The sequence below is a fragment of the Paenibacillus sp. BGI2013 genome, assembly GCF_002843485.1.
Lineage (GTDB): Bacteria > Bacillota > Bacilli > Paenibacillales > Paenibacillaceae > Paenibacillus > Paenibacillus amylolyticus.
In genome coordinates this window covers 20,760-43,980 of the sequence record NZ_PJFA01000001.1, presented here as the reverse complement: position 1 = coordinate 43,980, position 23,221 = coordinate 20,760, and the positions used below count along the sequence as shown (strand labels likewise).

Annotated in this window: 23 protein-coding genes; 5 read left to right on the top strand and 18 right to left on the bottom strand. The window is 48.0% G+C overall.

Features of this window, described 5'->3' with window-relative positions; translation table 11 throughout:
- Positions 1 to 165 precede the first annotated feature (165 nt).
- The 8 genes from CXK86_RS00210 to CXK86_RS00175 form a co-directional block, all read right to left on the bottom strand.
- A complete protein-coding gene (locus tag CXK86_RS00210) occupies positions 166 to 1,086 on the bottom strand; it encodes an SDR family oxidoreductase (protein ID WP_256720080.1) in 921 nt (306 codons plus the stop codon).
- A 69-nt stretch (positions 1,087 to 1,155) separates the two neighbouring features.
- Positions 1,156 to 2,484 (bottom strand): F390 synthetase-related protein, encoded by a 1,329-nt coding sequence (locus CXK86_RS00205; protein ID WP_076252498.1) that lies wholly within the window; start codon positions 2,482 to 2,484, stop codon positions 1,156 to 1,158.
- A complete protein-coding gene (locus CXK86_RS00200; protein ID WP_076252500.1) occupies positions 2,481 to 3,341 on the bottom strand; it encodes an MBL fold metallo-hydrolase in 861 nt (286 codons plus the stop codon). The genes CXK86_RS00205 and CXK86_RS00200 overlap by 4 nt, the downstream gene beginning before the upstream one ends.
- Positions 3,335 to 4,330 carry an NAD-dependent epimerase/dehydratase family protein gene (locus CXK86_RS00195; protein ID WP_076252502.1) on the bottom strand — a complete coding sequence of 332 codons (996 nt, stop codon included), beginning with the start codon at positions 4,328 to 4,330 and terminating at the stop codon, positions 3,335 to 3,337. The genes CXK86_RS00200 and CXK86_RS00195 overlap by 7 nt, the downstream gene beginning before the upstream one ends.
- Positions 4,327 to 5,619 (bottom strand): ATP-grasp domain-containing protein, encoded by a 1,293-nt coding sequence (locus CXK86_RS00190; protein ID WP_083684627.1) that lies wholly within the window; start codon positions 5,617 to 5,619, stop codon positions 4,327 to 4,329. Before CXK86_RS00190 ends, CXK86_RS00195 begins: the two co-directional genes overlap by 4 nt.
- Positions 5,609 to 6,610, bottom strand: a complete 1,002-nt coding sequence (locus CXK86_RS00185; RefSeq protein WP_076252504.1) for a beta-ketoacyl-ACP synthase III — start codon at positions 6,608 to 6,610, stop codon at positions 5,609 to 5,611. Before CXK86_RS00185 ends, CXK86_RS00190 begins: the two co-directional genes overlap by 11 nt.
- A 319-nt stretch (positions 6,611 to 6,929) precedes the next feature.
- Positions 6,930 to 7,820 (bottom strand): TIGR01777 family oxidoreductase, encoded by an 891-nt coding sequence (locus CXK86_RS00180; protein ID WP_076252506.1) that lies wholly within the window; start codon positions 7,818 to 7,820, stop codon positions 6,930 to 6,932.
- A gap of 116 nt (positions 7,821 to 7,936) precedes the next feature.
- Positions 7,937 to 8,458 (bottom strand): hypothetical protein, encoded by a 522-nt coding sequence (locus CXK86_RS00175; RefSeq protein WP_076252508.1) that lies wholly within the window; start codon positions 8,456 to 8,458, stop codon positions 7,937 to 7,939.
- Between the two features lie 167 nt (positions 8,459 to 8,625).
- Between CXK86_RS00175 and CXK86_RS00170 the strand changes: the two genes are divergently transcribed.
- Both CXK86_RS00170 and CXK86_RS00165 read left to right on the top strand, forming a co-directional pair.
- Positions 8,626 to 9,000, top strand: coding sequence for a BlaI/MecI/CopY family transcriptional regulator (locus tag CXK86_RS00170; protein ID WP_017689706.1), 375 nt, complete (start codon positions 8,626 to 8,628; stop codon positions 8,998 to 9,000).
- Positions 9,001 to 9,009: 9 nt separating this feature from the next.
- Complete coding sequence (locus CXK86_RS00165) at positions 9,010 to 10,338, top strand: M56 family metallopeptidase (RefSeq protein WP_256720081.1); 1,329 nt, start codon at positions 9,010 to 9,012, stop codon at positions 10,336 to 10,338.
- A gap of 99 nt (positions 10,339 to 10,437) precedes the next feature.
- Here CXK86_RS00165 and CXK86_RS00160 read toward each other — a convergent pair whose 3' ends face one another.
- The 3 genes from CXK86_RS00160 to CXK86_RS00155 form a co-directional block, all read right to left on the bottom strand.
- Positions 10,438 to 11,172, bottom strand: coding sequence for a YdcF family protein (locus CXK86_RS00160; protein WP_083684630.1), 735 nt, complete (start codon positions 11,170 to 11,172; stop codon positions 10,438 to 10,440).
- A 50-nt stretch (positions 11,173 to 11,222) separates the two neighbouring features.
- Positions 11,223 to 11,351 (bottom strand): nucleotidyltransferase family protein, encoded by a 129-nt coding sequence (locus tag CXK86_RS32475; protein ID WP_143781264.1) that lies wholly within the window; start codon positions 11,349 to 11,351, stop codon positions 11,223 to 11,225.
- Between the two features lie 214 nt (positions 11,352 to 11,565).
- The gene (locus tag CXK86_RS00155) at positions 11,566 to 12,411 is read right to left on the bottom strand and encodes an AraC family transcriptional regulator (protein WP_076252512.1); all 846 of its coding nucleotides are present in this window, start codon (positions 12,409 to 12,411) and stop codon (positions 11,566 to 11,568) included.
- Between the two features lie 235 nt (positions 12,412 to 12,646).
- Between CXK86_RS00155 and CXK86_RS00150 the strand changes: the two genes are divergently transcribed.
- Both CXK86_RS00150 and CXK86_RS00145 read left to right on the top strand, forming a co-directional pair.
- Positions 12,647 to 13,177, top strand: coding sequence for a TetR/AcrR family transcriptional regulator (locus tag CXK86_RS00150; protein ID WP_101313292.1), 531 nt, complete (start codon positions 12,647 to 12,649; stop codon positions 13,175 to 13,177).
- Between the two features lie 88 nt (positions 13,178 to 13,265).
- Complete coding sequence (locus CXK86_RS00145) at positions 13,266 to 14,372, top strand: MFS transporter (protein WP_101313291.1); 1,107 nt, start codon at positions 13,266 to 13,268, stop codon at positions 14,370 to 14,372.
- A gap of 26 nt (positions 14,373 to 14,398) precedes the next feature.
- Here the strand turns inward: CXK86_RS00145 and CXK86_RS00140 are convergent, their stop codons facing one another.
- Positions 14,399 to 15,007: a DUF1349 domain-containing protein gene (locus tag CXK86_RS00140; protein WP_101313290.1), complete on the bottom strand. Its 609-nt coding sequence runs from the start codon at positions 15,005 to 15,007 to the stop codon at positions 14,399 to 14,401.
- A gap of 223 nt (positions 15,008 to 15,230) precedes the next feature.
- Here CXK86_RS00140 and CXK86_RS00135 point away from each other — a divergent pair, with 223 nt between their 5' ends.
- On the top strand, positions 15,231 to 15,497 hold the full coding sequence (locus CXK86_RS00135; RefSeq protein WP_017689713.1) for a SunI/YnzG family protein: 267 nt from the start codon (positions 15,231 to 15,233) through the stop codon (positions 15,495 to 15,497).
- Positions 15,498 to 15,627: 130 nt separating this feature from the next.
- Here the strand turns inward: CXK86_RS00135 and CXK86_RS00130 are convergent, their stop codons facing one another.
- The 6 genes from CXK86_RS00130 to CXK86_RS00105 are packed head-to-tail and all read right to left on the bottom strand — an operon-like array spanning position 15,628 to position 23,221.
- Positions 15,628 to 16,590, bottom strand: a complete 963-nt coding sequence (locus CXK86_RS00130; RefSeq protein ID WP_257467744.1) for a glycoside hydrolase family 26 protein — start codon at positions 16,588 to 16,590, stop codon at positions 15,628 to 15,630.
- Positions 16,591 to 16,618: 28 nt separating this feature from the next.
- Positions 16,619 to 17,629 carry a carbohydrate ABC transporter permease gene (locus tag CXK86_RS00125; RefSeq protein ID WP_083677300.1) on the bottom strand — a complete coding sequence of 337 codons (1,011 nt, stop codon included), beginning with the start codon at positions 17,627 to 17,629 and terminating at the stop codon, positions 16,619 to 16,621.
- Positions 17,630 to 17,657: 28 nt separating this feature from the next.
- Positions 17,658 to 18,557: a carbohydrate ABC transporter permease gene (locus tag CXK86_RS00120; RefSeq protein ID WP_076327086.1), complete on the bottom strand. Its 900-nt coding sequence runs from the start codon at positions 18,555 to 18,557 to the stop codon at positions 17,658 to 17,660.
- Complete coding sequence (locus CXK86_RS00115; protein ID WP_076327087.1) at positions 18,554 to 21,139, bottom strand: DUF5696 domain-containing protein; 2,586 nt, start codon at positions 21,137 to 21,139, stop codon at positions 18,554 to 18,556. The genes CXK86_RS00120 and CXK86_RS00115 overlap by 4 nt, the downstream gene beginning before the upstream one ends.
- A 14-nt stretch (positions 21,140 to 21,153) precedes the next feature.
- The gene (locus CXK86_RS00110; protein WP_101313288.1) at positions 21,154 to 21,774 is read right to left on the bottom strand and encodes a Yip1 family protein; all 621 of its coding nucleotides are present in this window, start codon (positions 21,772 to 21,774) and stop codon (positions 21,154 to 21,156) included.
- The gene (locus CXK86_RS00105) at positions 21,755 to 23,221 is read right to left on the bottom strand and encodes an NHL repeat-containing protein (protein WP_076327088.1); all 1,467 of its coding nucleotides are present in this window, start codon (positions 23,219 to 23,221) and stop codon (positions 21,755 to 21,757) included. The genes CXK86_RS00110 and CXK86_RS00105 overlap by 20 nt, the downstream gene beginning before the upstream one ends.

Genomic DNA, 23,221 nt, shown 5'->3' with positions numbered 1-23,221 from the left:
CCGATCCCGTTCCATTGCTTCCTTCACCCGGTCACGCGCTGGCAGCTTACTATTGATATGAAAGAGCAGACCCACAATCGCAAGAAGTAAAATAATGACGATAAATTCGAATATGGCTAATCTCTCCTTTTCGGAAAATACGCAATCGTGACTCGTACCTTATCTCTATTTTAATCCACGGGCGATGATCCACTCCAGCCACTTCCAGGGTAGCAGTACTTTACCTATGATGAGCACACGCGAACCTTTTCCCAAAGCATATCGAAGTCTTGGTGCACGCATCCGTGCAATTCGGCCAATCAGATCGGCTACCTCCTGTGGATCAGGTGCCGTCTCGCTCGCATGTTTGGAATAACGAAGAACCGCGTCCAGCTTATGCTTATACGGAGAGTCCTCGCTCCGGTGAATCTCACCCAAACCTTTATTCCAGATCGGTGTGCGATAAGAGCCAGGCTCAACTAATACCACCCGAACACCGAACAAAGACATCTCATGCCGTAAACTTTCCGTGAATCCTTCCACAGCGAATTTGGAGGCAGCATAGGGCGCATACCCTGGAAAACCGGACAACCCACTGACGCTGGACAAATTTATAATTAACCCCTGCTTCTGTTCACGCATCACAGGCAGGACCGCACGTGTCACAGCGATTAATCCAAATAGATTTGTTTCCATCTGGCGCCGCCAATCCTCCATTGACACTTCCTCAATGAACCCGCCCACCGCAAATCCCGCATTGTTCACCAGCATGTCGATTCGGCCATTATTATGAAGTACGGACCGCACAGCTTTCTGCACCGATTCAGCATCGGTCACGTCCAGTTGCACATATTGCAAACGTTCAGCTAACCCCGCCTGTTCAGCCAGTTTCACCAATTCTTCTCTTCGACTCAGATCACGCATTGTAGCAACAACAAGGTATCCCTGCTTGGCAAGGGTGATCGCGGTAAGCATACCGAAACCACTGGATGTACCCGTAATTAAGGCCACCGGAGCGTTAGTTCCTTCCTTCGTCTTTTTCACTACATCAGAACCTGCATTAATCCGTCCCTGTCCGGCTTCTGTTAAGTTTTCCTCTACTGTCACGGTGTGTCCTTCTTTCCTCGGTAAATTACTTACTTCCCGTTCCTACCTATACCGCACGGCCCCTGCTGCTTAATCCGCCACTCCATTATGCCGTCTCTCCACCCTGCGCAGCTTCGTAAGTCCCGGTTCAAACGTATACGGTACAAATCTGATCTCAGGTAAGGTGCATTCAAGCCGCTCTCCCAGCTTCATCAGTTCCAGCAGTACATTGGTCTCAACCTGAGCCATCACTGCGTTCCCGCCAAGTCGAAGGGATACCTCCATTGTTCCGTCCCCTTGCTGCACCACACGATAATGTTCAATATCCGGCGAAGCCGCAATGACCGAACGGGTAACGAAATCCGGAAAGACCGGTACCGCCTCACCCGTATGCATGTTTGAAAAATAAAGCGTGTCATCACAGCGGCCTTCAATCCGCTCAATGGCAGTAAACGGGGAACCACAGGCACATGGCAGCGCCGCCTCGGTCAGAATATCATTCAGCCGATACCGGATGATCGGCTGTGATGTTCTGGAGAAGTCCGTAATAATGGGCACGAACCGTCGGGTGGCGGGATCAATGAACTCTTTTTCAATATGCACGATATCTTCATTCAAATGCAGTGTGCCATAACGACAGGTTGCACCCAGGAACCCTTCTGTACACTGATAGACTTGATGAACGGTCTGTCCGAAGATCTTCTCCAACACCTTGCGATCCAGGGGGTCCAGCACCTCGGCAACAGAGATGATTTTATCCGGTACAGCAGTCAGATATCCTGCCACATACGCATCCGCCAACAGACGCAGCATGGATGGAGGAGCCACCCACACGGTAGGTTGGTAGGTTTCCAGCCGCTTAACCAAGGTCTCCACACGTTCCAGCAGATCAAAGTACTGAAACTGCAATTTTCCACGTTGCACCGATTCATACAGATTACTGTTGGCCCGCAGGAAAAACGCAATCTTCGCAGGTTTCCACAGTCCACCAGGCAGCAACTTGGCCAACACCGTACCCGTCCACGCATCCTGCTCCCGATCACTCACCAAAAATATCCCCCGGTTCCCTGACGTGCCCGAAGACAGTCCAACCGTCACACCTTGAATGGAAGGTTTGAAGTCACGTGTTTCTTCACTTTCACCTGCAAGAGCCAGCGCTTTGTCCTTGGTAATACCCACCGTGTTCAGTGTATCAAAATATTCCATCATGGTTGATTTGTCAATCAACGGAAAGCTTCTCCAGTCGGTTGCGTCCACGCCACCCCACCACTTCCGGTAAAACGGAGATCGGGCACGGATCTGATGAACATGCCGAATAATCCGGCGCTCTTGCCAGCGCTCAAGTTGTTCTCGTGTTTTCCATGTTCGCAGCCCACGTGCGAGTGCATAATGAACCACAATACGAAAGGTATTACTCATCGTTTCAGCCCTCCTGCACCCCAAGCGTCCAGTACATCTCGACAATGACTCGGCACAATCCGAATGTGGGGAGATTGCTGATGCAGCTGAACCAGCTTGTCAAAGTTACGATGGTATTCCTGTCGATTCGACATAATGATTCCAGCAAAAATATTCGGTCTGCGCTGTTCACGAAAAGCCCGACTCGACCATACCGCGTCCGCGCAGAGAAAATAGTCATGTTCTTCTGTGCGCAACAGGAGTCCCATCATGCCTTCCGCATGACCGGATACATCCACCCCAAGCAGACTGCCATCACCAAAGATGTCGTAGACCTCATCAAAAGGGAAAGCTTCCCCCGCTCTTATCCATCGCTCAGGCTCACACGTAACTGGCAATGATCTGACTATAAAATCCTCGGGCAACAGCCCCGCAAGAAAACCTGCTTTTACAGCCGCAATCGGACCAAGTGAGCGCACAGCATCATAGGCTCTTGGCAGATAGATGAATTGTGCCTCTGGGAAATCTCGTACACCCGCAATATGATCGCCGTGAAAATGAGAGAGGATGATATACCGAATATCCGAAGCTTTCAGTCCAATTCGAGCCAAAAAATGAACGGCACTATCCTCTTCACGATAGACCACTGGTGTAATATGACGATACATTGCATTAGGCAAATGAGCCGTTTCCTCAAAAAAGCGGGAACTATATCCCGTATCCAACAGGATCGGTCCATGTACGGGATGAATGATGCAGGCAAATCCTGCCGGGAAATGTACTGGACTCAATCGACCACCACGCAGCGTCAGAAACTCTGGATGTGTACAGTAACCCGCCGCACCCAAATATAGTTTCACCGGAGTTGTTGTCAGCATGATTCAGCCTTCCACCAGTCTGCAAATTGTTGTAACCCCTCTTCAATGGACACCCGAGGGACGTACCCCAATTGCTCCCGTGCATCCGTAATATCCAACGTCTGTGGGATGGATAAGGAGCCGACTGTATACCGTGTCAACGCAGGTTCACCCAACGCAGGAATAGAGCCATGAACTCGCTCTAGCAACGCTGCCACACCATATGCCATCCGATAAGGAATGTTTCGACGACGCAAGGGCATATCCAGCATGCCAAACAGACTGCTCACCAACTCATTAAACGCCCTTGGATCGCCATTCGAGATATTGTAGGCTCTGCCGAGCGCTTCGTCAGAGGCATCGCGACACAATAATAGGGCATCCACCACATTATCCACACATGTCAGATCGATTAAAGCCTGTCCACCACCGATCATGGGCACGCCCGATTTTGCGTTTGCTGCGACAATTCTGGGAAATAACGTCTGATCATACGGACCAAAGATCGCTCGCGGTCGAATCATGATCGATGGAAGTCCCTTCGCATGCCCCTCCATTACAACCTGCTCAGCGAGAAGCTTCGTGGCTGCATAATGATTGGCTGGTTTGGATGGCAACGGATCATTCTCATGTACGTTATATCGCGGATTGTAATTAAAATATATACTCGGAGTTGAGACATGTATGAATCGCTGTACTTCATTATGCAGGCAGCTATCTACAAGATTCTGCGTTCCTTCCACATTGCTGCTGTAAAAGTCACGATATTTACCCCATGGCGATGATAGTGCCGCACAGTGAAAGACCATATCCTGCCCCACACACGCTTCGTTCACTGCAGCCTCATCCCGTATATCTCCATTCAGGAATCGGATTCCTGCCAACTCAAGTTCTGCACCAACCTTTGGCTGTCGGCCCATGCCAGTGACTTCCCATCCCTCTTTGGCAAGCCGCATCGCTAGGTGCCTGCCCAGACATCCCGTAGCTCCCGTAACCAATGCTCTATTCATTGTTGTTCACCGTTCCATTCTATGTCATGAGTCAAAGCTTCAGTCAGCGAGCACTTCTGCGATCTTGCCAGACGCCATGCGGCTAGCACCACTCCGAATTGTTCCAATACAGGCTGGATATCCTGCCCTACATAGACCACATCCCTGGTTCCACGCCATGCTGCTATCCATGCACGGAGCTTTCCTTTGCCTAAGATCTGCTGTACTCCACTTCCCAGCATGGGAAGCATGAGCATGGCTTTGCTGCCCCGTGCGGGCGTGATCATTTTTCCTTCCTTGACCAACGTCTCCGGTTCAGTCAATGCACGCACCAAGTCATCTCCGGGGTGAAACAGATGAATCCCACTCGTTGCCCTCGGATTACACTCAATCGCGTACACTCGCCTGTCCTGACCTTCTATAAAATCAAACCCAATCTGTCCGCTAAACCCCGTTGCCTCAACAAATTGTCTCACCCACGCAAGGGCATCCTCATGTTCCACCTGTTCAAAAAAAACACTGGCTCCCACGCTTCCTGTACGATAGCGACTGTCGTAAGTGGCATGTGCAACCAGTTGCCCTTCATACGCTATGCTGTATGTACATAACATCTGACCAGGAATGTAGGCCTGTGCAACCCAAGGTGAAATAGATGATAGTGCTACCTCGTCCGGAGGGTCGTTACGGAAATGTCGACGTTTCTTTTCACTTACGTTTCCTTCCTGATCCGTCCCTGCCCTAGCCTCATCGTTCATGAGTGTTGGCATGCGAACTTTGGCTGCGAAGCGGGAATACACCGGTTTCCATACCCAATCTCCTACTTTTCCCAGAACAGACTGAGCTTCCATCCATTCCTGCCGACTTTGGATCAGGTGTGTATCCGGAACCGAAAGACCAAGTGACCCTGCAAGCTGGATAAAATCATATTTATGGTGCAGCTCATGCAGCTGCTCCAGAGTTGTAACCAGAACACGGCAATATACACGCAATCTGTCTGCCCCTTGGGCAACATAAAAGACTTCTTCACACATTGGGATCAGCAGGTCAATCTGCCAATCCTGAACCAACTGTTCCAACTCCGCCAGATACGCAGCTGTGTCATGACGCGGCGATGGGACCACAGCGCACTGTTCCACTGCACTGGATGATCTGGTCAGATGCCGTATGGCACTCTCCGCAACATAGACCCGATGGCCTGCTCGGCGAAGCATGCGTGCCAGATCAAGCGTTACGGGAGCCCTTCCGCCTGTAAGCAACACACGGAGAGAATCAGCTGTACGATGTCCAGTTTTCCCAGATCTAGTAGTCAAAAATGAGTCCTCCCAATGATAATCCGGCAGCCGTGCCAATCATCAACACCCGATCTCCACGCTGAATACGCTGTTGTTTAATCGCTTCATGCAGCCCCATCGGGATTGATGCCGCAATCGTATTGCCGTGATTTCGTGTGATGTCCATAAACCGATCTTCAGCAATGCCAAGCTTCTTGCGAATCAGTCTCATCGCCATCGCACTTCCCTGATGAGGAATGACCAATTGGAAATCCTCCATTCGATTCCCGGTCGCCTGCAGCATATCACCAATGAATCCAGGCAAAAGTCTGGAAGCCATGCGGAAGATCGCCTGTCCATCCATATGAAAAAGGTAGGGTTCAGGCTGATCTGCCTTATAATTCGAAGCATGCAGCCGTGTACCTCCACCTGCAATCTCCGAGAAGCGAGCACCTCGGCTGTAGGTTTGAAGGGAAGCATGTACAATCTGAGAGGATGACCCTTCAGGCGAACGCTCAATAATAACAGCGGCCGCTCCATCTCCGAACAGGGCCGCACTCTCTTTATCAGACCAATTCAGTCCGGCTGAGGCAATCTCGGTGGCTACGAGCAATACTCGCTGGTAACGTCCGGCATCTACCATATAGGAGATCACATCGAGTCCGTTCAGGAAACTCAGGCAGGTTGCATCCATATCAAAAGCAGGTACGCCAGAATCTTCCTGCCCCATGGCCTGCTGGATAAATACCGCCGTACTTGGCAACGGTTGTTCCTTCGTGCCACTGGTGCACACCAGACAGTCGATATCACTGAATTGTAATCCTGCATCCGCCAGTGCAGCTTCCGCAGCCCGCGCGCCCATAAAAGAGGAGGTTTCTTCACCCGAAGCATAATGACGTACACCTACGCCTGTAGCTTTGCTAACCCAGCCCGCAGGCACGTCCAAGCGGCGATCCAGTTCCTCATCGGTGACTTCCTGTTCAGGCAGGTACTTCCCTGTTCCCGCGATCCTTACTCTTCTAAGTTGCATTTCCCCAACCTCTTTCTGTTCATCTGACTGATTAATATATATTCAGCTAATTGTACTTACACAGACACTGCGATGACAGAACAACTTTCCGATCGCTGTTATCCCCAGATTTTTTTGATTCCTTTTGTAAAATGGGGAAATCCGGGGATAAGCATATGCTTCCGATGCAGCTTTCTTTCAGAAAGCTTTTAGGCGACCGCTTCGCTTCTTCAAGTTATTTCTATCCTCTCCGTTATCGTGTAAATGTTTAGTTGAACATATATAACAAAAGGGCAGATGCCTCTGCCCTTCCTGTTGTGTTTTCTTTTGTTATGAAATGTCATTTCTTCTTATTCAAAATCTCGGCAAGAGCTGCATCTAGTGTACCGTATGTGAACGTGAAGCCTTCCCTCTCCATTCGCTCGGGAATCACCCAACGGCTTTTGAGAACCAGTTCCGTCTCGGTCTGAATGAAGCGTGCGCCCAGTTCAAGCATCCAGCGAGGAGAAGGTAGTCCAATCCGCGCCCCCATCTGTTCTCTCAGACGCGCCATTAGCTCCCGATTCGTCACCGGATGCGGAGAGGACGCATTGAACACACCATTCAAGTGTGGATGCTCTTGCAGATAAATTACCATGCGGAAGAGATCCTCGATATGAATCCAGCTGAACTGCTGTGTTCCTGCGCCTTGAGATCCTCCCAGTCCAAAACGGACGAGGTTCGTCATGGGCACCATCACGCCGCCCTCGCCCAGCACAATCGCAATCCGAAGTGCAATCTGACGCGTAGACGGCAGACTGAATTCGAAGAAAGCCTGTTCCCATGCCTTGGCAACGTCGACCGAGAATCCGGAGCCAATCTCGCCCTCTTTTTCCGTCATGGGACGATCTTCAGCATGTCTGTATATGGTCGCTGTACTCGAATTAATCCATAGTTCGGGAGGTTGATTACAAGCTAGGACGGCTTCCCCGAGAATGCGCGTTGTACGGGTTCTGGATTCCAGAATGACTTTGCGATTCTCATCCGTATAACGGCAGTTCACCGATTTACCTGCCAGGTTAATCAACATTTCTGCTTCTTCCAGTGCCCCTATAATTCCTGCACGATCCTCCCAGGCAATATGACCGGGCTGACGCGAGATAATTAACACCTCATACCCCAGCTTTCTGAATCTTTGGGCAAAATCCTGTCCAACAAATCCCGTTCCACCAGCTAATACAACCTTCTTCACGGTATCCCCTCATTTCCCATACTGGGTAAAGAATTCGCAAGATATAGATTGGAATGTTTCTATGCATGCAAAATACAGATATTAGATTAACACCGCCGGTGACCCGTTGGTTTGATTTATTTCGCACCAAGAGCTGCGTACAAGCGATCCCGCTCTTCGATAGCCCATGCGTTTGCAGGGTTTTGTTCCAGCTGATATCGGAGTTCATCATAAAAATCATGGATCATGAATCCATCTGGCAGATTGCCAAGCATGGCTGTAAAGTTGTACTCGGGCAGTGTTCTCTTTCCTTCACTGATCTGCTTCAGCCAGTCCATCCACTTTGCAAGAGTAAGCACTTCCTCCTGCCATAACTCAGCCTGTAACCCAAGCGCATCCTGAAGTTGCTCGTACGCCAATGGATCGGCGAAGACCCGGCAGGCCTGAACAGCCAGTTCGTACAACTCGGTCACTGCACGGCGTACCTCATGCTCAAGTTCGACCTCCAAGCCTCCCATGTAATCCTGAACCTGGATGCCCTGTCCATCATCATATAATAGTGGTGCCTGCGCCAACAGGCGTACAATCTCTTCCATCGCTTGCATTGAAATTCGCTTCTGCTCATAGAGAGCAGGTAATTGATATGCTGTAATGATCATTCACTCCTACATCGTTCTTCTATTAATGACCTATATTATAACATGGTTTGGCAATCATCTATCAGGATAACTTGACTATCCACTACAAGTTGTAGTAGTTTATACGTACTACGTAGTGTAGTAATACGATCGTTATGGACGCATAACGATGTTAAGGAGTGTTCACTGTGAACCAGATTCAAAAATTATCCGAAACAGAAATGGAGTTAATGGTTGTTATATGGTCATGCGCCCCACCGGTCACCTCCACAGAACTATTAGACATATTTGCTGAGAAGGGGAAAGCGTGGAAAGCGCAGACCATGTCTACCTTTCTGTCACGGTTGGTGGATAAAGGCGCTCTTACCGTCACGAGACGTGGACGGACCAATGATTATGAGCCTCTTCTGAAACCCGAAGATTACAAACTACAGGAAACGCAGCATGTTCTTGATGGACTGTATCAAGGTTCAGTCAAGAATTTGGTTTCGGCCATGTATGACGGTGACAAGCTTTCAGACGATGACATTTCAGAACTGAAAAAATGGCTTTCGGAAAAGTAGGTGCAGATGATGAATATCTTTTTTGAGATTCTGTGCAGCCTGACCGTGGCGGGAAGTATCGTTTCTGTTTGTATTTTGGCACTACGACTTATACCCGGTTCTGTCTTTCCGACCAAGTGGCTCTACAGACTCGGTAAACTGGCTATCTTGTTTTATCTGTTCCCGGTATCTCTTGGCCTTTCATGGCTTTTGGATATTGCATTCCAAACGACATCAACTATACCAGGTACGGAGAATGCAGCAGCTTCGGATGTACTTGCAGGAACGTTTATCCCGGAACAAACCATCTCGGTAACCACAGCCTGGTTCTTGTTATGCGTCTGGGGCATTGGAGTCATTGGTTTTTCTGCATGGCAGGTGTACTGTTATCGAAGATTTCTGAATGAATTATCTCGTACACGTACCCCAGTCCTCTGTCATAGTGAAGCAGCTGTACAGCTACCATTAATCAAAGAAGCTTTGGGTCTCAAACGTAATATCACGCTTGCTCACAGCACGCTAGTACGAAGCCCTATACTGGTTGGCTTGTTTAAACCCACGATATATCTGCCACCCGAAAATACGGTGAAAATGGACATCAGTATGGTAATTCATCATGAGTTGGTACATCTAAAACATAAAGATCTGTGGGTCAAAGCTTTGACCTTGGGGGTTAGTGCCCTGCACTGGTTCAATCCCCTGATTCATATGATTCGCAGGGACATTCATACCTGGAGCGAGTTGGCCTGTGATGAAGATGTGGTGAAAGAGATGTCCCACGAAGAACGCAGACGATATGGTGAGACAATTTTAAATGTGATGGCGGGAACCAAGAAAATGCCTGCTCAATTTTGTTCGTCCCTATCGGGTGAAGGCAAACAATTAAAAAGGAGATTGATGATTATGTTTAATGTAAAGAAACTGAAAAAGAAACATTGGATGTTAAGTATGGGAGCCCTCCTGCTTATTACAGGTGTAAGTACGTCCACCGCCGTATGGGCATCAAACCACACGGTTAAAGTGGAGGCTGAGGCTTCTGAAGCTGTGACTGTTCCTTCTACGGGTGGATCTTCTGAAATCGTAGCTTCTCCCAACAAGGTTGGAATTTCCGAAGCTGTAACTGCTCCTTCTACTTCCGAAACTCCTGAGATCGTGGCTCTCCCTGAGGATGAAGTTTCCGAAGCTGTGCCAGTTCCGTCTGCTACTGTACCTTCTACTACTGTTCCATCTACTACTGAACCTTCTGAGGCTAAAGTTGTAGAATCAGCCACTGTTCCTTTTACTGGTGAATCTCCTGAAATGGTAGCTCTCCCTGGGGATAAGGTTTCAGTAACTGTACCTGCTCCTTCAGAAAAATAACCTATCGTTAAGGAGCAATAGCCATCCTTATATGCAACAGGACGAAGCATAGATCATAGATCTCCGCTTCGTCCTGTTTGCTTTTTTCTGTCATGTGCATTAGATAAATGTTTTGATCGTAGCAAAATATTCACGGATCATGTTGACGGGTTTCAGATAACCCGGTGACGGGGCCGATATGCCGTATTCTGCTGCATAACCGTTCTTGACAGCGATGTATTTGGAACGGAACATATGATAGTCACTGGTGACAATCATGATCTCAGGGTGCTCTAACCCGGATTCAAGAATGATTCTTTTGGAAAAGGCCAAATTCTCCTGTGTACTTGTGGAGCGATCTTCCATAATGACTTGGACGGGGTTAATCCCCTGTTCAATTAGATAGTTTTTCATGGCGAGCGCTTCAGGAATGGATTCTCCAGGTCCCTGCCCACCCGATACAATGACGGGTGTCTGAGGGTGGCTGCGAATGTAGTCCAAACTTGCATCCAACCTTTGTTTCAGGGTCAATGACAATTCCGTTCCACGGATGCCTGAACCCAGAATAATGACATAGTCTGCCTCATCCGGATCATTCGCACCGAGCTGTGTGAATACAAGGGCTTCGATAATGACAAAAGAGACGGCAGCCACGCTAATTCCGGTAAGGATAATCCGTTTCAGAATAACATGCTTCTGATAGTCAATCCGTCTTAGAACGATAAAAGCCACCGTGATCATTCCGAAAAACATGACTGGGAATCTTTGGCCCCAGAAGGCCAGGAACGCCACAAAACATGCCAACAGGACAAGATCAATGATCAGTCCATTTTTTTGTAAGAACTTTTTTATCAAATCCGTAGACACTCCTTCTTGTACCCACTATTCCGCAAATCACTTATTATTCAATAATTACGAATATATCCTGCACCTATGTAACTTTGAGGCAAATGGAGACTACGAACTCTCCGCAGGTCACGCATTAATTGCTCGTGTTGGATGATCGTCTGAATGAATGGGTTCTCATATAACATATCTGCCTCCTGCGGTTTACCTCGTTGTCCTCTTATTGCTGTTAACCTTCGTTCCAATATATCATGTTTACCTATCCGCAATAAAATGAACAACGCTTGAACATCCTCTGTACAACTTCGAATCTCTGATTAATCACAACCAAATAACCCATAAACAGCTTCGGTTATCCGAATGTTTATGGGCTACAATGATCGAGTTTGAAACGGTTAAAATTTATTTAATCGGTATCCAGATTTGTGGCGGTTGATTGGGCCCCGGATATACTTCCAGCTCCGGCATATATGCGTGCTCATACGGGTTGGATGGAAACCATTCCGAAATAATCCGTTTCCATAGAAGCTGCATACTCTCCGGCATCGGGCCTTCTACTTCAAATACACTCCATTTGGAAGCAGGCATAGTGAAGCTTGATAATCCTTCCGGTACTTCACCATCGTAAGTCGTAGCAATCCAGTATTGCATCTGTTTTTCCTGGATTTCGCTCTGATCCACAACGACGCCAAGTAACCCTGGAATATCCCTGTTGTTCAGTTCAAATAAACGATCCTCTGTACCGCTCGTCCACGCTTCCTGCCACATCTTTCCGATTCCTTGCAGATGTTCTCCATCTGCATATGAGAAAGTCTGCTCTACTCCGACCAACGTAAATTCGGGATGTTCAACGATTTTATATTTCATCGGTTCTGCTCCTTTTAGACTCACTTGAATCACCAGACGATTATACGATTGGATAGCGTTACCATTCTTACGAGCCTCACTGGGTGCGATCCCATGTTGTCTACGAAATGCTTTGGAGAAAGATTCCGGTGTGTCATAACCGTATTTAAACGCCAGATCAATGATTTTGTGATCACTTTGTAGAAGCTCATGTGCCGCCAGTGTCAATCGTCTGCGTTTTAGGTACTCGGCTACAGTAACATCCGTTAATAAGGCAAAGGTACGTTGAAAATGAAAAGGAGAGATATGGACCTGTGCTGCAATCTGCTCCATCGTCATATTTTCGAGCAAGTGGTCTTCCATATATTGAATAGCGACCTGTAATGCGTTGATCCAGTTCATGTAATAATCACTCCTTGATGTCTAATATAACGGATAAACCACCCAAAAACCTGTCATGTTGTGCTCTCATATGTCCGGTTAATGTGCAAAGACGTTGTTCATATAACGCCCTGCCCAGGCTTTGAACTAACCAAAGAAAAGGGGAGTCACAACATTTGACAATGTCTACGAATTATTATAGCCTACAAGTATAATGATCGTTCTATCTTATTTTGAAGGGAGAGTATCATTGAATATGAGCAGCAAAAAAGAAATGCTTTTGAACGTGGCTGAAGAATTATTCTACCTCCATGGCTTCCATTCCATCGGTTTGAAGCGGATTATCACGGATGCCGGGATTGCGATTATGACGCTATACAATCACTTTGAGTCCAAGGATGATCTCATTGTCCAGGTACTCTTGCGACGCGAACAGCGTTATTTAGAACAGCTCAGGCAATATGCAGACAATAAAGCACAACCTATGTTTCTCAATCTGGCTGAAGGACATGCAACCTGGTTGAAGGAACACGAATCACGAGGTTGCTTATTTTTACGCGCCAAAGAAGAATTCGGAGGTCATACAGACCATATCATCGTCCAGACAGTAAATGCGCACAAAAGACATATGCGAACTTTAATTCAAACATTGGCGCCTGTTGCAAGTGATCGAGATCTATTGCGATTCTCCCTGCTGCTGGAGGGTTCCACGGCACTTGCTGAGACAGAAAATGTAAATAACGTCTGCCGTGAACTGATCCATATGACGCAGACCAGTTTCAAGTAAAGCTATTCCGGGTGAGTTAGTAGTTCAACTCACTTTTTTATTTAATAAGAAATATAATGATCGTTCTATCTAAAAGGCGGTGGATTTAATGAAAAAAATTATCTTTCCAGGCATTGCACTTATCGCTGTATGTTATGCATTCGGGCGATTCAGTTATGGATTGTTTATGCCGGAAATTTCGGAAGCCTTACAATTAAATGATGCAGCCTCTGGCGCGATTAACTCAGGAACGTATATCGCCTACTGTCTGTCCCTTCTAACTGCACCATTGTTGATTAATCGCAAGGGACATCATTATGTCATTCAATTGGCAGGAATCAGCGCAGTGCTCGGATTAACCGGCATCGCCTTGGCTCAGAATGCATGGGTTCTTACATTTAGTATATTTCTAGCAGGTTTGAGTACAGGCTGGGCCTCTCCAGCCCTCGGTAACACGGTTAATGCCGAGCTTGCTCCCGAGCTACAAGCAAGAGGCAACAGCTGGATTAACACAGGGACCAGCTTCGGAATTGTAATATCAGGTCCACTCTACTGGCTGTTCACGGATTACTGGCGTCTAACCTACATCCTGTTTGCTGTAATCGGTGTTGTGGTTCTTTTGTGGAACAGACGTGTTATTCCGGCAACCAAGACACTGCCTTGTACCAAGTCTCTCTGGACATGTATGAAACCTACCAGACCAGGGTCTGCTCTGCTCATGGCTTGTCTGTTGACAGGTTTCAGTTCTGCAATCTACTGGACCTTTGCCCGGAACTTCCTCACAGACGAGAAAGGGGCCTCCGATTCGGAAGCCGTGTTGTTCTGGATTGTGATGGGGGTTATGGGGATACTCGGTGGATGCGCTGGTCGCATTATTGAACGGTTCGAGATTGGGTGGTCCTACCGAATAGGCATACTGTTATTGGCTATTTCGCTCGGGGTTATCCTTCTGCCTTCAATGACTGCCAGTCTCATCTCTGCGATCATATTTGGCAGCACGTATATTTTCCTGACCAGTGTATTTATCGTTTGGGCGACGAGACTATTCAGTCCAAATGTGTCCATCGGAATTAGCCTTGCCTTTCTCGCGCTGGGTGTTGGGCAATTCCTTGGATCATCTATGGCAGGTTATACGATCGAAGTGTTTTCCAATACAACGGCATTTCTGGCCTTTGCTATACTCGGTCTGTTCGGAATGTTAATTCGGGTGAAATAAATGACAGAACAACCTTCTGATCGCTGTCATTTTACCCGGCGAACACTTCCGGTCACTCCATGTTGAAGCTGTACGTCTGTAAAAGTAACCGTGGTCCCTTGCCCAATCGGGGATTGGGCCACAATGCCAACTTTGATCTCTTCCGGGCAGTCGAGTCCGAAATAACGAACGAGCTTCCACTTCTCTCCATCTTGAGAATAATGGAAAGCAAAGCTGTTGCCTGCCCGAGCTACACGTAAATAAGGCTTATTAACGTCTACGGGTGCTGATACACAATCATCGGAGTTACCACGAGTAACAACACTAAGAATAGACGGCTGTTCTTCAAAATACTCAAAGCAGACTTTAGCCCAATTCGTATCGTCCACCCTCACCATCAGGCAGCCCGAATCATACTGTTCTTTCATGTCCACCTGTACTTGAGTGACGATGCTGAAATCTCCCTTGACTATCGTATGTAAAAATGGAGCTGAAGCTTTCACCGGCTCACCACCCGGATCAATGAAAAAGTCACTGATCGGCGAAACGGTTATCGTTACTTTGCCGTCTTCAATGGACCAATCTGCTGGCTCGTTCAGCCATCTCAGGTTGGCAGATAATGTTTGACCTGAACAATGTTCGAATAGATTCGTCATGTGGCACACCCTTTGTGTTGGAGTATAAGTTCTCTAATTTCTCTATTTGTATTCGATATACATCATGGTTAATCCTGTATGTTTTACATCAAGTTCCCATCCCTGATATCAGTTGATAGAAATTGTCACTCTTCATTATTAATAAGGTAATTTTATCCAAAATATGATAAACTGGACATACGAGATTACTTCAATAATATGAATTACAACAGGAGGTCATCCTATGTTTGGTGTTAACGTGAAAAAAGTAGAAGATCAACTGGTCATCCGGTGGCAGTTTTCCAAAATTGAAATTCCCATCACACATATCACATCGGTCACCCTGGATGATACGTACGGTGGAAGCGAACCATCCGCCATTCGGATCGGTCCAGTCAATGGCACAAGCGAGAGGATTCTGATCCGCACAGTGAATCAATCGTATATTTTATTCACTTCCAGCGTGACTTTACATACCAATATCCAAGCTATGTTACACCCCTCAAACTAAATGGTTGTTCAACTTCTAATGTTTCAGGGGTGATGGGTTCCATTAACAAATGAAGCGTTAGTATTCGCATGAATTCTTACAGCGAATACTAACGCTTCATTGATTCCAATTCAAGTTGGACGTGGGATCCTTATAACCAACTCCACTTCGGTAACTGATCGAGCGTAATGACCTCTTTGCTATGGTACAATTCCTTCAAAAACGTTAGTTCATTATGTGTCCCGTCTCTCAGGAATCCACCTGTCCAGGTACAGAACCAACTCCAGTGTACATCCTGCTCCTTCATCTGCTTAGGATCAGGGATGGAGCCGTTCTCGGCCAGTGCAATGATTTTACTATCCTTCACAAGCTCTCGCAGGTTGGTGTAACGTGCCGCCAGCGGGCTGTGATCTCCCGCTTCCGGGTATACATCTACACTCACAATATCCACGATATCATCACCCGGATACCATTCCGGTTTTTCCGAGTTCCAGACCCAGATAAGATTGTGCAGCTGATGTTCTTGAACCAATCGATCATACAACAAACGATACAACTGTTTGGCAGGTTCGGGGCCTTTCGCTCCCCACCAGAACCACCCACCTTCTGCTTCATGAAGTGGTCGGAATAATACAGGAAGACCAGCATCCTTCAACTCTTGCAAGTGAAATGCAATCGCATCGATATCCCGGATCAATAACTGAAATGCTTCCGATTCAGTATCAGCTATCGCGGAGGCAAGATCATAGGTTGTCGCGTCCGTATAGAACCCCCGCCACCACTCTTTACCCGGTTCATCGATCAGATCCGTCGGTGCGTTCCAGTGCCAGCATAGCGTCACGATCCCGCCTTGTTTGTGCCAGTCTACCGCATCCCGAATCTCCTGGGAGACCGCACCGCGCTCTGTTCTTGATGGCGAATATTCCATGAGATCAAAGCCAATCACAACTGGTTTCCGTCCTGTATTTTCATTAATCCAGTTTAGATTGCTATAATCCTGCTGGCCTGACAACATCCCTTTTTGATAACGCTCTACCAGGAACGCCATCAGTTCTTTTGCTTCGGGAGTCGCTGCTTTATTCACCGGAACTCTGCTGATCTCACGCACTGTCATCTCTACACCTCCAATTGGATTTAACATGTTAACCCACTACACCAGAACGTTCAATACTCTCCACGAAATAACGTTGCACAAACAGATACAAAATAATCAGGGGTGCAATAGCCAGCAAAATGCCTGTATCCACAATCATCGCCACATAGTTTGGATCGGCCTTGATGCCCGAGTTCGAGCCAAAGCCCATCAGCTGCGGAATCAACTGGTTCGCCTGAGCAGGTAAGGAAGCCACTTTCAGCGAGATCAGTGGACTTTCACTCATGAATAATGCCGAATAAAAGGTATCGTTATACTGCCATACAAACGAGAACAGAATAACCGTAATCAACGGCGAGATTGCATTGGGCAGCATGATTCGAGCAAACGTTTTGAATCCACCTGCGCCGTCAATCAATGCAGCCTCCTCGATTTCCTTTGGCATGCCCTTGAAGAACTGACGGAAAATATAGATGAACAGCCCCGCCTTCAGCCCTCCCGCTGTAGCAGCCGTGATCATGGAAGGCCAATACGTATTCAGCAGATTGATGCCATTTTTTCCAGAGAACAACTGGATGATGCCCATAAAGTCAAAGCTGCGGAAATGCAGATACATTGGCACCATAAGTGTGCTTGTCGGCACCAGAATCGTCAGAATCACCAGCACAAAGAGCACATTACTACCCGGAAACGAAAACCGGGCAAAGCCATATCCGGCAAGTGCACAGGATATCGCTGTCAGAAGCGTTGTGATGGTAACAAACAATAACGTGTTCGCCAACAGAGGCAGGTAATCCATCACTTGCACCGCTAGCCGGATATTATCCAATGTAAAGTGCTGGGGAATCATATAGATCGTTGGATTGTAGATATCCTGTTTATCCTTGAACGCAACTGACACTTTGAGAAATAACGGGTACAAAATAATAAATGAAATGCCGATGACCAGTGCATATCTGAATATGGAATAGAGAAGGTCCGATGTTTTGTTTCGCACCCGATGCATGTGATAATTCTGCTTCGGAACTACCACCATGCGATCTGTCCCTGATGCAGCCATAATCTGAAGCCTCCCTTAATGTTAACCGTCAGTTGTAGTGAACCCGCCGTGACAAGACCCATCCCACTACGATCAATACAAGACCAATCACCAGTGTGTACAGCCAGGACATCGCCGAGCTTAAGCCAAAGTTCTGGGTTTTGAATGCGGTTTGGTAGATGGCCTGTGTGACTGGACTCCCGGCAAATGAATCAATGATCGTATAGATGACATTTGTCAGGATCAACGGACTGACCATGGGAAATGTAATTTTCCAGAATGATTCATAAGCTGTCGCCCCTTCGATCTTCGCAACCTCATACATCGATCCCGGTACCGATTGTAGCGCGGCGAGAAAGATCAGAATCTGAACACCTGAGCTGCTAATAATCTCATAGATCCGCATGATGGCTTCTACAATGTAATCCACATAGGCCATCGGCAATCCCACATCCGCCAGCATCCGCACAATGGATACTACGTTGAACGAAGCACCGCCATCGGCTGATGCATCCACCGCACTTGCATCCCCCATTAGATTGATTAATCCCGCAGACTCAGCTGCTGCGACTGCACTCGAAGCCAGAATAACCGGCAGGAAAAAGATTGCACGTGCCATCGTTCTGCCTCTGAACTTCTGGTTAAGCAGTGTGGCCGTAAACAGACTGAAGAACAAAATCATCGGCACATTCAGTAGCATCGCTCCAACCGAGTCGACCAGAATCCGGTTGAACGTCGCGTCAACCAGAAGCGCATCCTTGAAGTTTTTAAATCCAACGTATTCCAGGACGTATCCGCCCGGAGCAACAGACAGATTACTCAGACTGAATCGAATCGATTGCAGGAGCGGTGTGGCAAAGAGGAAGATGAATCCGACCAGCCACGGGGAAATAAATGCAAGTCCAAGCAGCGCTCTCCGTGACTTCAGCGATAATCGAATGGTTCTCATCGGTTCGCTCCTCCCACCACATAGTCCGTCCCGCCAACCGTTGTTCCATCCACGGTAACTGCATCCGCATTGTAATTCACAAGGATGGATGTACCCCCAGTATAGGTGATGCGGACCACGCCATCCTGAATGCGTTCATGCTTGAGGATCTGCTCATTCCCCAGTTCTCCCAGTACTTCATTGGCCTGCTTATACAAGGCAACAGCGTCATCCACCCAATATGCATACTCCGTTGCGTAAGCCGAATCATAATTCGTCAGCTTCAGCCGGGAAGATGGTTCATAGGTCCATTGAAAATACGGAGCGGCCCCAAGCTCCAGACTGCGCAGCAACTGTTTGTGGAGATCCTGATCCCCCGACGTGTTCATGGGAGATGCTGCGTAGTTCATGTACCCATGAATGACCATCGCATAAAAAGGAACTTCTTCATCGGTAATATTGAATCGACTCGACCCTGCGGGTACATTTACAACATGTTGTGCACTTCCCCAAGCGTAGCTATTAGCGGCAGATACCATCAAGTTCGGATAGGACTGTTCCAGCTTGCCCAGCTGCTCTTTCACAATGTTCTTCGCCGTCTCTCGATGAATCACCCGACTATCCCGATAATCTGAAGTCAGGACCTGCCCAAGATCACGAAGGGATAGTCCACCAAGGTCCAGTTGATTGAATTTGTCAGCAAACTCACTCACTACATAAGGAAGCTTGGCCGCTGAGAGCAAATAATAGCTGTCCCTACTCTGATCCATGCGATTAAGTGCAGGATTGTACGGATACAATTCTGCTGTCTCCTTTGTTACAAACCGCGCTGCATCCGAGGAAGGAGCAAAGCGCATATCATCGTGATAAATGTGCTGGAAAGCCACATCCGGGAACAGTGCTCCACCCGACTGCTCCAGCTTGGTGGACAACGCCTGCAGTTCGGAACGACTGCCCACTTCACTGTCCAACTTCACCTGGGTTGGCGTATGATGACTGATGCCACCGCCAAACCATCCTTGATACCGCATTTGTACACGTTCAACACCATCCTGCTGTAACTTTGCTGCCATTTCTGTAGCCTGTTCGTACGTGGTCATGGCTAAAGTGGTCCGATAGGGTACACTCAGGAACGAAGCCTTTTTATCCACTGCACCAAGCACATCAACATAAAACGGCATCTCCGTCTGTTCTGGGAGCGGCTTCAGTACATCCTGCTCGATCAACTGCTGCTGATACAGGCGGGCCATACCCGAGTAACTGGCATCTTCTCCATGAAGGAAATGATAACGGACCTGAATATCTCCACGGTAAGGCTCTTCGCTAAGCAGCTGAATCTCCTGCATTTTCTGCGAGGTGTACATTTCCAATTCATCCTCCCCCCGCAGGGAGAAGGTCGCATGCACGTGGTTGTAGCTATTCTGTCTGCCTCCAATATCCGCGGAGATACTGGCAATACCGTCCCCTTTTTCAATGACTGCAAACCAGGAATTTTCCCCGTTCTTCAGACCAAACACAGGCATATACGCGGATTCACTCACCTGAGGACGACTGAGCGAATTATCATTTGGGTCTGCGCCGTATACACGCTGTACATATTGCTCTTCCTGGGTTTTCCCGTTGTTCAGATGGATCAGGCTGCCGGAACCGTCAGGTACGAGCATATAACCCTCGCCCTTTGTATCCGCAGCACCAAAATAAGCGAGCAAATCAATATTCCGAATGCGGTATTGCCCACTTTCTTCTATTTGGCTTAGAGGTACAGTCACAACAAGCGCCCCTTGATCCAATCGGTATTCCACAGAAATGACAAAGCTGGGCTTATCCGATACACCTCCGCCTTCGACTCCATTCTCCTGATTGTCAAAAGCCAGATCGTCCGCAGTGTACCCCGCCGTCTCAAAGGCACCCAGCATCTTGTTCAGCACAAGTTGCTTCGAGATCTGTCCATCCAGCCGCTCCAGAATATCCGGATTGTTCTTGGTTGGATAATATCGGGCAGATGTGTATCTTGCGACAGTAGCATCCAGCTTGGAAAGAACCTTCTCCTCCAGTCGCTGTTTGCTAATCAACTTCGGCAGCGCATCAATGCCAAGTGATGTATCCCCAAGGGTATAATTCACCCGAATCCCCTGGTCAATCTGGCCCACTGTGAATTGTTTGTTGCTAATACTCGAACTGAAATTCGGAAAGTTCTCCAGTGTACCCATCGAATCCCGGAAAGACACATTCAGCTGGGAGGACAGCACCTCTTTTTCATACGCGGAAGCAAGACCGTCCTCAGCCCGTTCTTTCGGGTTGCTGTACCAGATCTCTCCGCTTTTCCCGTCACGTACTGCAATTTCCGTGGTCTCCTCGTTATAGTACAGGGCGAGTCCCTGATCTTCAGCGACCAGTTGCATACCAGGCACACCCTGCGAGGAGTCGCTAAGGAACTGCAACGGGTCCTCCGTGACGGGCATGGCTTTGGTTGTCGTATCCAGATAAGCCGCGGCTTCTACGGCAGGAACTCCCCTGTTGTTTATATACAGCAGCCCGGCTGCAATCATGATTACAGCTGTACCACCAGCCAGCACCGTATATAATCGTTGCCTTTTGTTCACGGATGCCGCCTCCTTTAGGTCCGAAAAATCAACTCGCGGTAAATGTTATAACCGAATTCGTACAGCTGTTGCAGCATGCTAAAGACCAGTGCTCCAAGGAATACAATAATGCCCATCACAATGAGTGTCAGCACCATCGTAATGATTGTTCTAATCACCGTGTACTGGTGTACCGTCATCATGCCAATGAACAGAAGCAGTACAAACCAGAAGAACGCGATACTATTGAACAGATAATAAAAAGCAGTCTCCTCCTGCACCATAAAACGGCTGATCACGATCATTGGGGCATAGATCAGAATAACCGGAATGAGCGAGTAACCTGTCGCCAGAACGATTTCCTTGAACTTGCCTTCCCCTTCCATCAAAGTTGTTACCGCCCAGTTGGCCATGCACCATAGTAAGAAAGGTACTGCAACCGTGGCGATTTCGATGATGCTATTAATCGTACGAGGATCGATGTAATTAACGAGAAATCCTGCGTACTGCTTTTGCAAAACCATCATAACAATGGTAAGCGCCAATGCTGCAAAAGCAACAAACAGCCGTCCCCGGTTATCCGACTTGAGGTCCCAGAATGCATCAATGGGGTGAAAAATGAGATGCAGCGGAAACTTAATGAAATCCTGCTTCACGATCAACCTGCCTCCTCCGTCTCCATTTAACCGCTACCCGGGTCAGGATCAGAATGACAATCAGCGCGATTGCAACGGTCAGGAATGTACCAAAATGTTCTTTCATCATCTCCCGCCGATGCCTCTTGAACGCGACAGAATAACTCTTGCGGTCCATTCCAAGTTCGAAGTAACCTAGCGCTTCCTCGTTTTTCTTCTCCATTAATAAGGACTTGCCGATACCGATATAAGCGATGTCATAGTTGGCATTCAGCTTCAGCACTTCTCTCCATATATTCACGGCCTCCGTGTCCTCGCCCCGATAGTGGAGTACCACCGCTTCATTCACACGGGCACCAAAACGGGTCGGCTCATAGACAACAAGGTTATTCTTGCCCCGATCCAGAACCAAGTGGTGCTCACCCGATTGTTCAATCGCGACAGGTGTTTTGAGCGTGCCCACCTGATTTCCTTTACCACCGTATATGTAGAGCAGATGACCTTCATCGTCGTACGTGAACACCCGATTCTGTGTCGCATCCAATACACTGTACATGCCGTCGCCCAGCACTTTCACATCGATCAGTTTGGATGGACCCGGATTGTTGCGGAACCGGATATCGCCTTTGACGTCGTAATAACCAAACCGCTTCAGTACATCTTCACCAGACGGATTCAGCCGTTTGATCGGTTCATTTGAGCCGGGATCAATATTCGTTGCATACACAAATCCTTTGTGGTCAATATCCGCATTGGAGAACTCCGTTGGAACAAAGAGAACCATCTGTGCGCGCTGGGCTTTGGTGGATAACATGCGCCAGATATATTCGCCGTAGTCCCGCTCCACTTTGTTGGTACCGACATATCCGATAAATTTCCCACTCTCGTCAAACTGCATAATCCCTTCGTAGACCCCCTGCGCCACAACATACACTCGGCCTACATGGTCCACCGTCAGCTTCAAAGGCTGGAACTGGAATTGGGTCGACAGGATATCCGACTCGGGCTTCGTGATGGTTTGAATCAGTGTCCCTTCTCCATCCAGGACAACCACACGACCGTTGCCAGTATCAGCGACGTATATGCGTTCTTGCTCATCCACGAACAATCCGCCCGGAAGGTTGAAGGTCTCCTTGCTGCCATCCATCATGAATCCATCGATGACGCGCAACAGCTTAAAGTCTGGGGCCAATACAACAATTCGGCTGTTGCCGCTATCCAAAATGTAGATCAACCCGGAGGGAGAAACGTTCACATCACCGGGGTCTTTGAACTCACTAATGCCGAGGTCACGACCTGATAGAGTACGCTCGGGCAGATAGGCATCTGGTGAAGGTACAGCCTCTTTCCAGTAGTTGTAGTTATAACTCTCATACGGCGCCGGGGAGGCCGCCGCAGGCACGGCATTCACCAGCAGCAGAGATACTGCCGCCAGGAGAACAAGCCATCTTTTCACTGTGCGTGCCAT

Bases quoted from the DNA above. Each gene is read 5' to 3' on its own strand.
- CXK86_RS00135 (WP_017689713.1), top strand. From the start codon at position 15,231: ATGTTTGGTGTTAACGTGAAAAAAGTAGAAGATCAACTGGTCATCCGG.
- CXK86_RS32475 (WP_143781264.1), bottom strand. From the start codon at position 11,351: ATGTTATATGAGAACCCATTCATTCAGACGATCATCCAACACGAGCAA.
- CXK86_RS00125 (WP_083677300.1), bottom strand. From the start codon at position 17,629: ATGGCTGCATCAGGGACAGATCGCATGGTGGTAGTTCCGAAGCAGAAT.
- CXK86_RS00120 (WP_076327086.1), bottom strand. From the start codon at position 18,557: ATGAGAACCATTCGATTATCGCTGAAGTCACGGAGAGCGCTGCTTGGA.
- CXK86_RS00145 (WP_101313291.1), top strand. From the start codon at position 13,266: ATGAAAAAAATTATCTTTCCAGGCATTGCACTTATCGCTGTATGTTAT.
- CXK86_RS00105 (WP_076327088.1), bottom strand. From the start codon at position 23,221: ATGGCACGCACAGTGAAAAGATGGCTTGTTCTCCTGGCGGCAGTATCT.
- CXK86_RS00140 (WP_101313290.1), bottom strand. From the start codon at position 15,007: ATGACGAATCTATTCGAACATTGTTCAGGTCAAACATTATCTGCCAAC.
- CXK86_RS00165 (WP_256720081.1), top strand. From the start codon at position 9,010: ATGAATATCTTTTTTGAGATTCTGTGCAGCCTGACCGTGGCGGGAAGT.
- CXK86_RS00195 (WP_076252502.1), bottom strand. From the start codon at position 4,330: ATGAATAGAGCATTGGTTACGGGAGCTACGGGATGTCTGGGCAGGCAC.
- CXK86_RS00175 (WP_076252508.1), bottom strand. From the start codon at position 8,458: ATGATCATTACAGCATATCAATTACCTGCTCTCTATGAGCAGAAGCGA.
- CXK86_RS00150 (WP_101313292.1), top strand. From the start codon at position 12,647: ATGAGCAGCAAAAAAGAAATGCTTTTGAACGTGGCTGAAGAATTATTC.
- CXK86_RS00130 (WP_257467744.1), bottom strand. From the start codon at position 16,590: ATGACAGTGCGTGAGATCAGCAGAGTTCCGGTGAATAAAGCAGCGACT.
- CXK86_RS00200 (WP_076252500.1), bottom strand. From the start codon at position 3,341: ATGCTGACAACAACTCCGGTGAAACTATATTTGGGTGCGGCGGGTTAC.
- CXK86_RS00185 (WP_076252504.1), bottom strand. From the start codon at position 6,610: ATGCAACTTAGAAGAGTAAGGATCGCGGGAACAGGGAAGTACCTGCCT.
- CXK86_RS00155 (WP_076252512.1), bottom strand. From the start codon at position 12,411: ATGAACTGGATCAACGCATTACAGGTCGCTATTCAATATATGGAAGAC.
- CXK86_RS00205 (WP_076252498.1), bottom strand. From the start codon at position 2,484: ATGAGTAATACCTTTCGTATTGTGGTTCATTATGCACTCGCACGTGGG.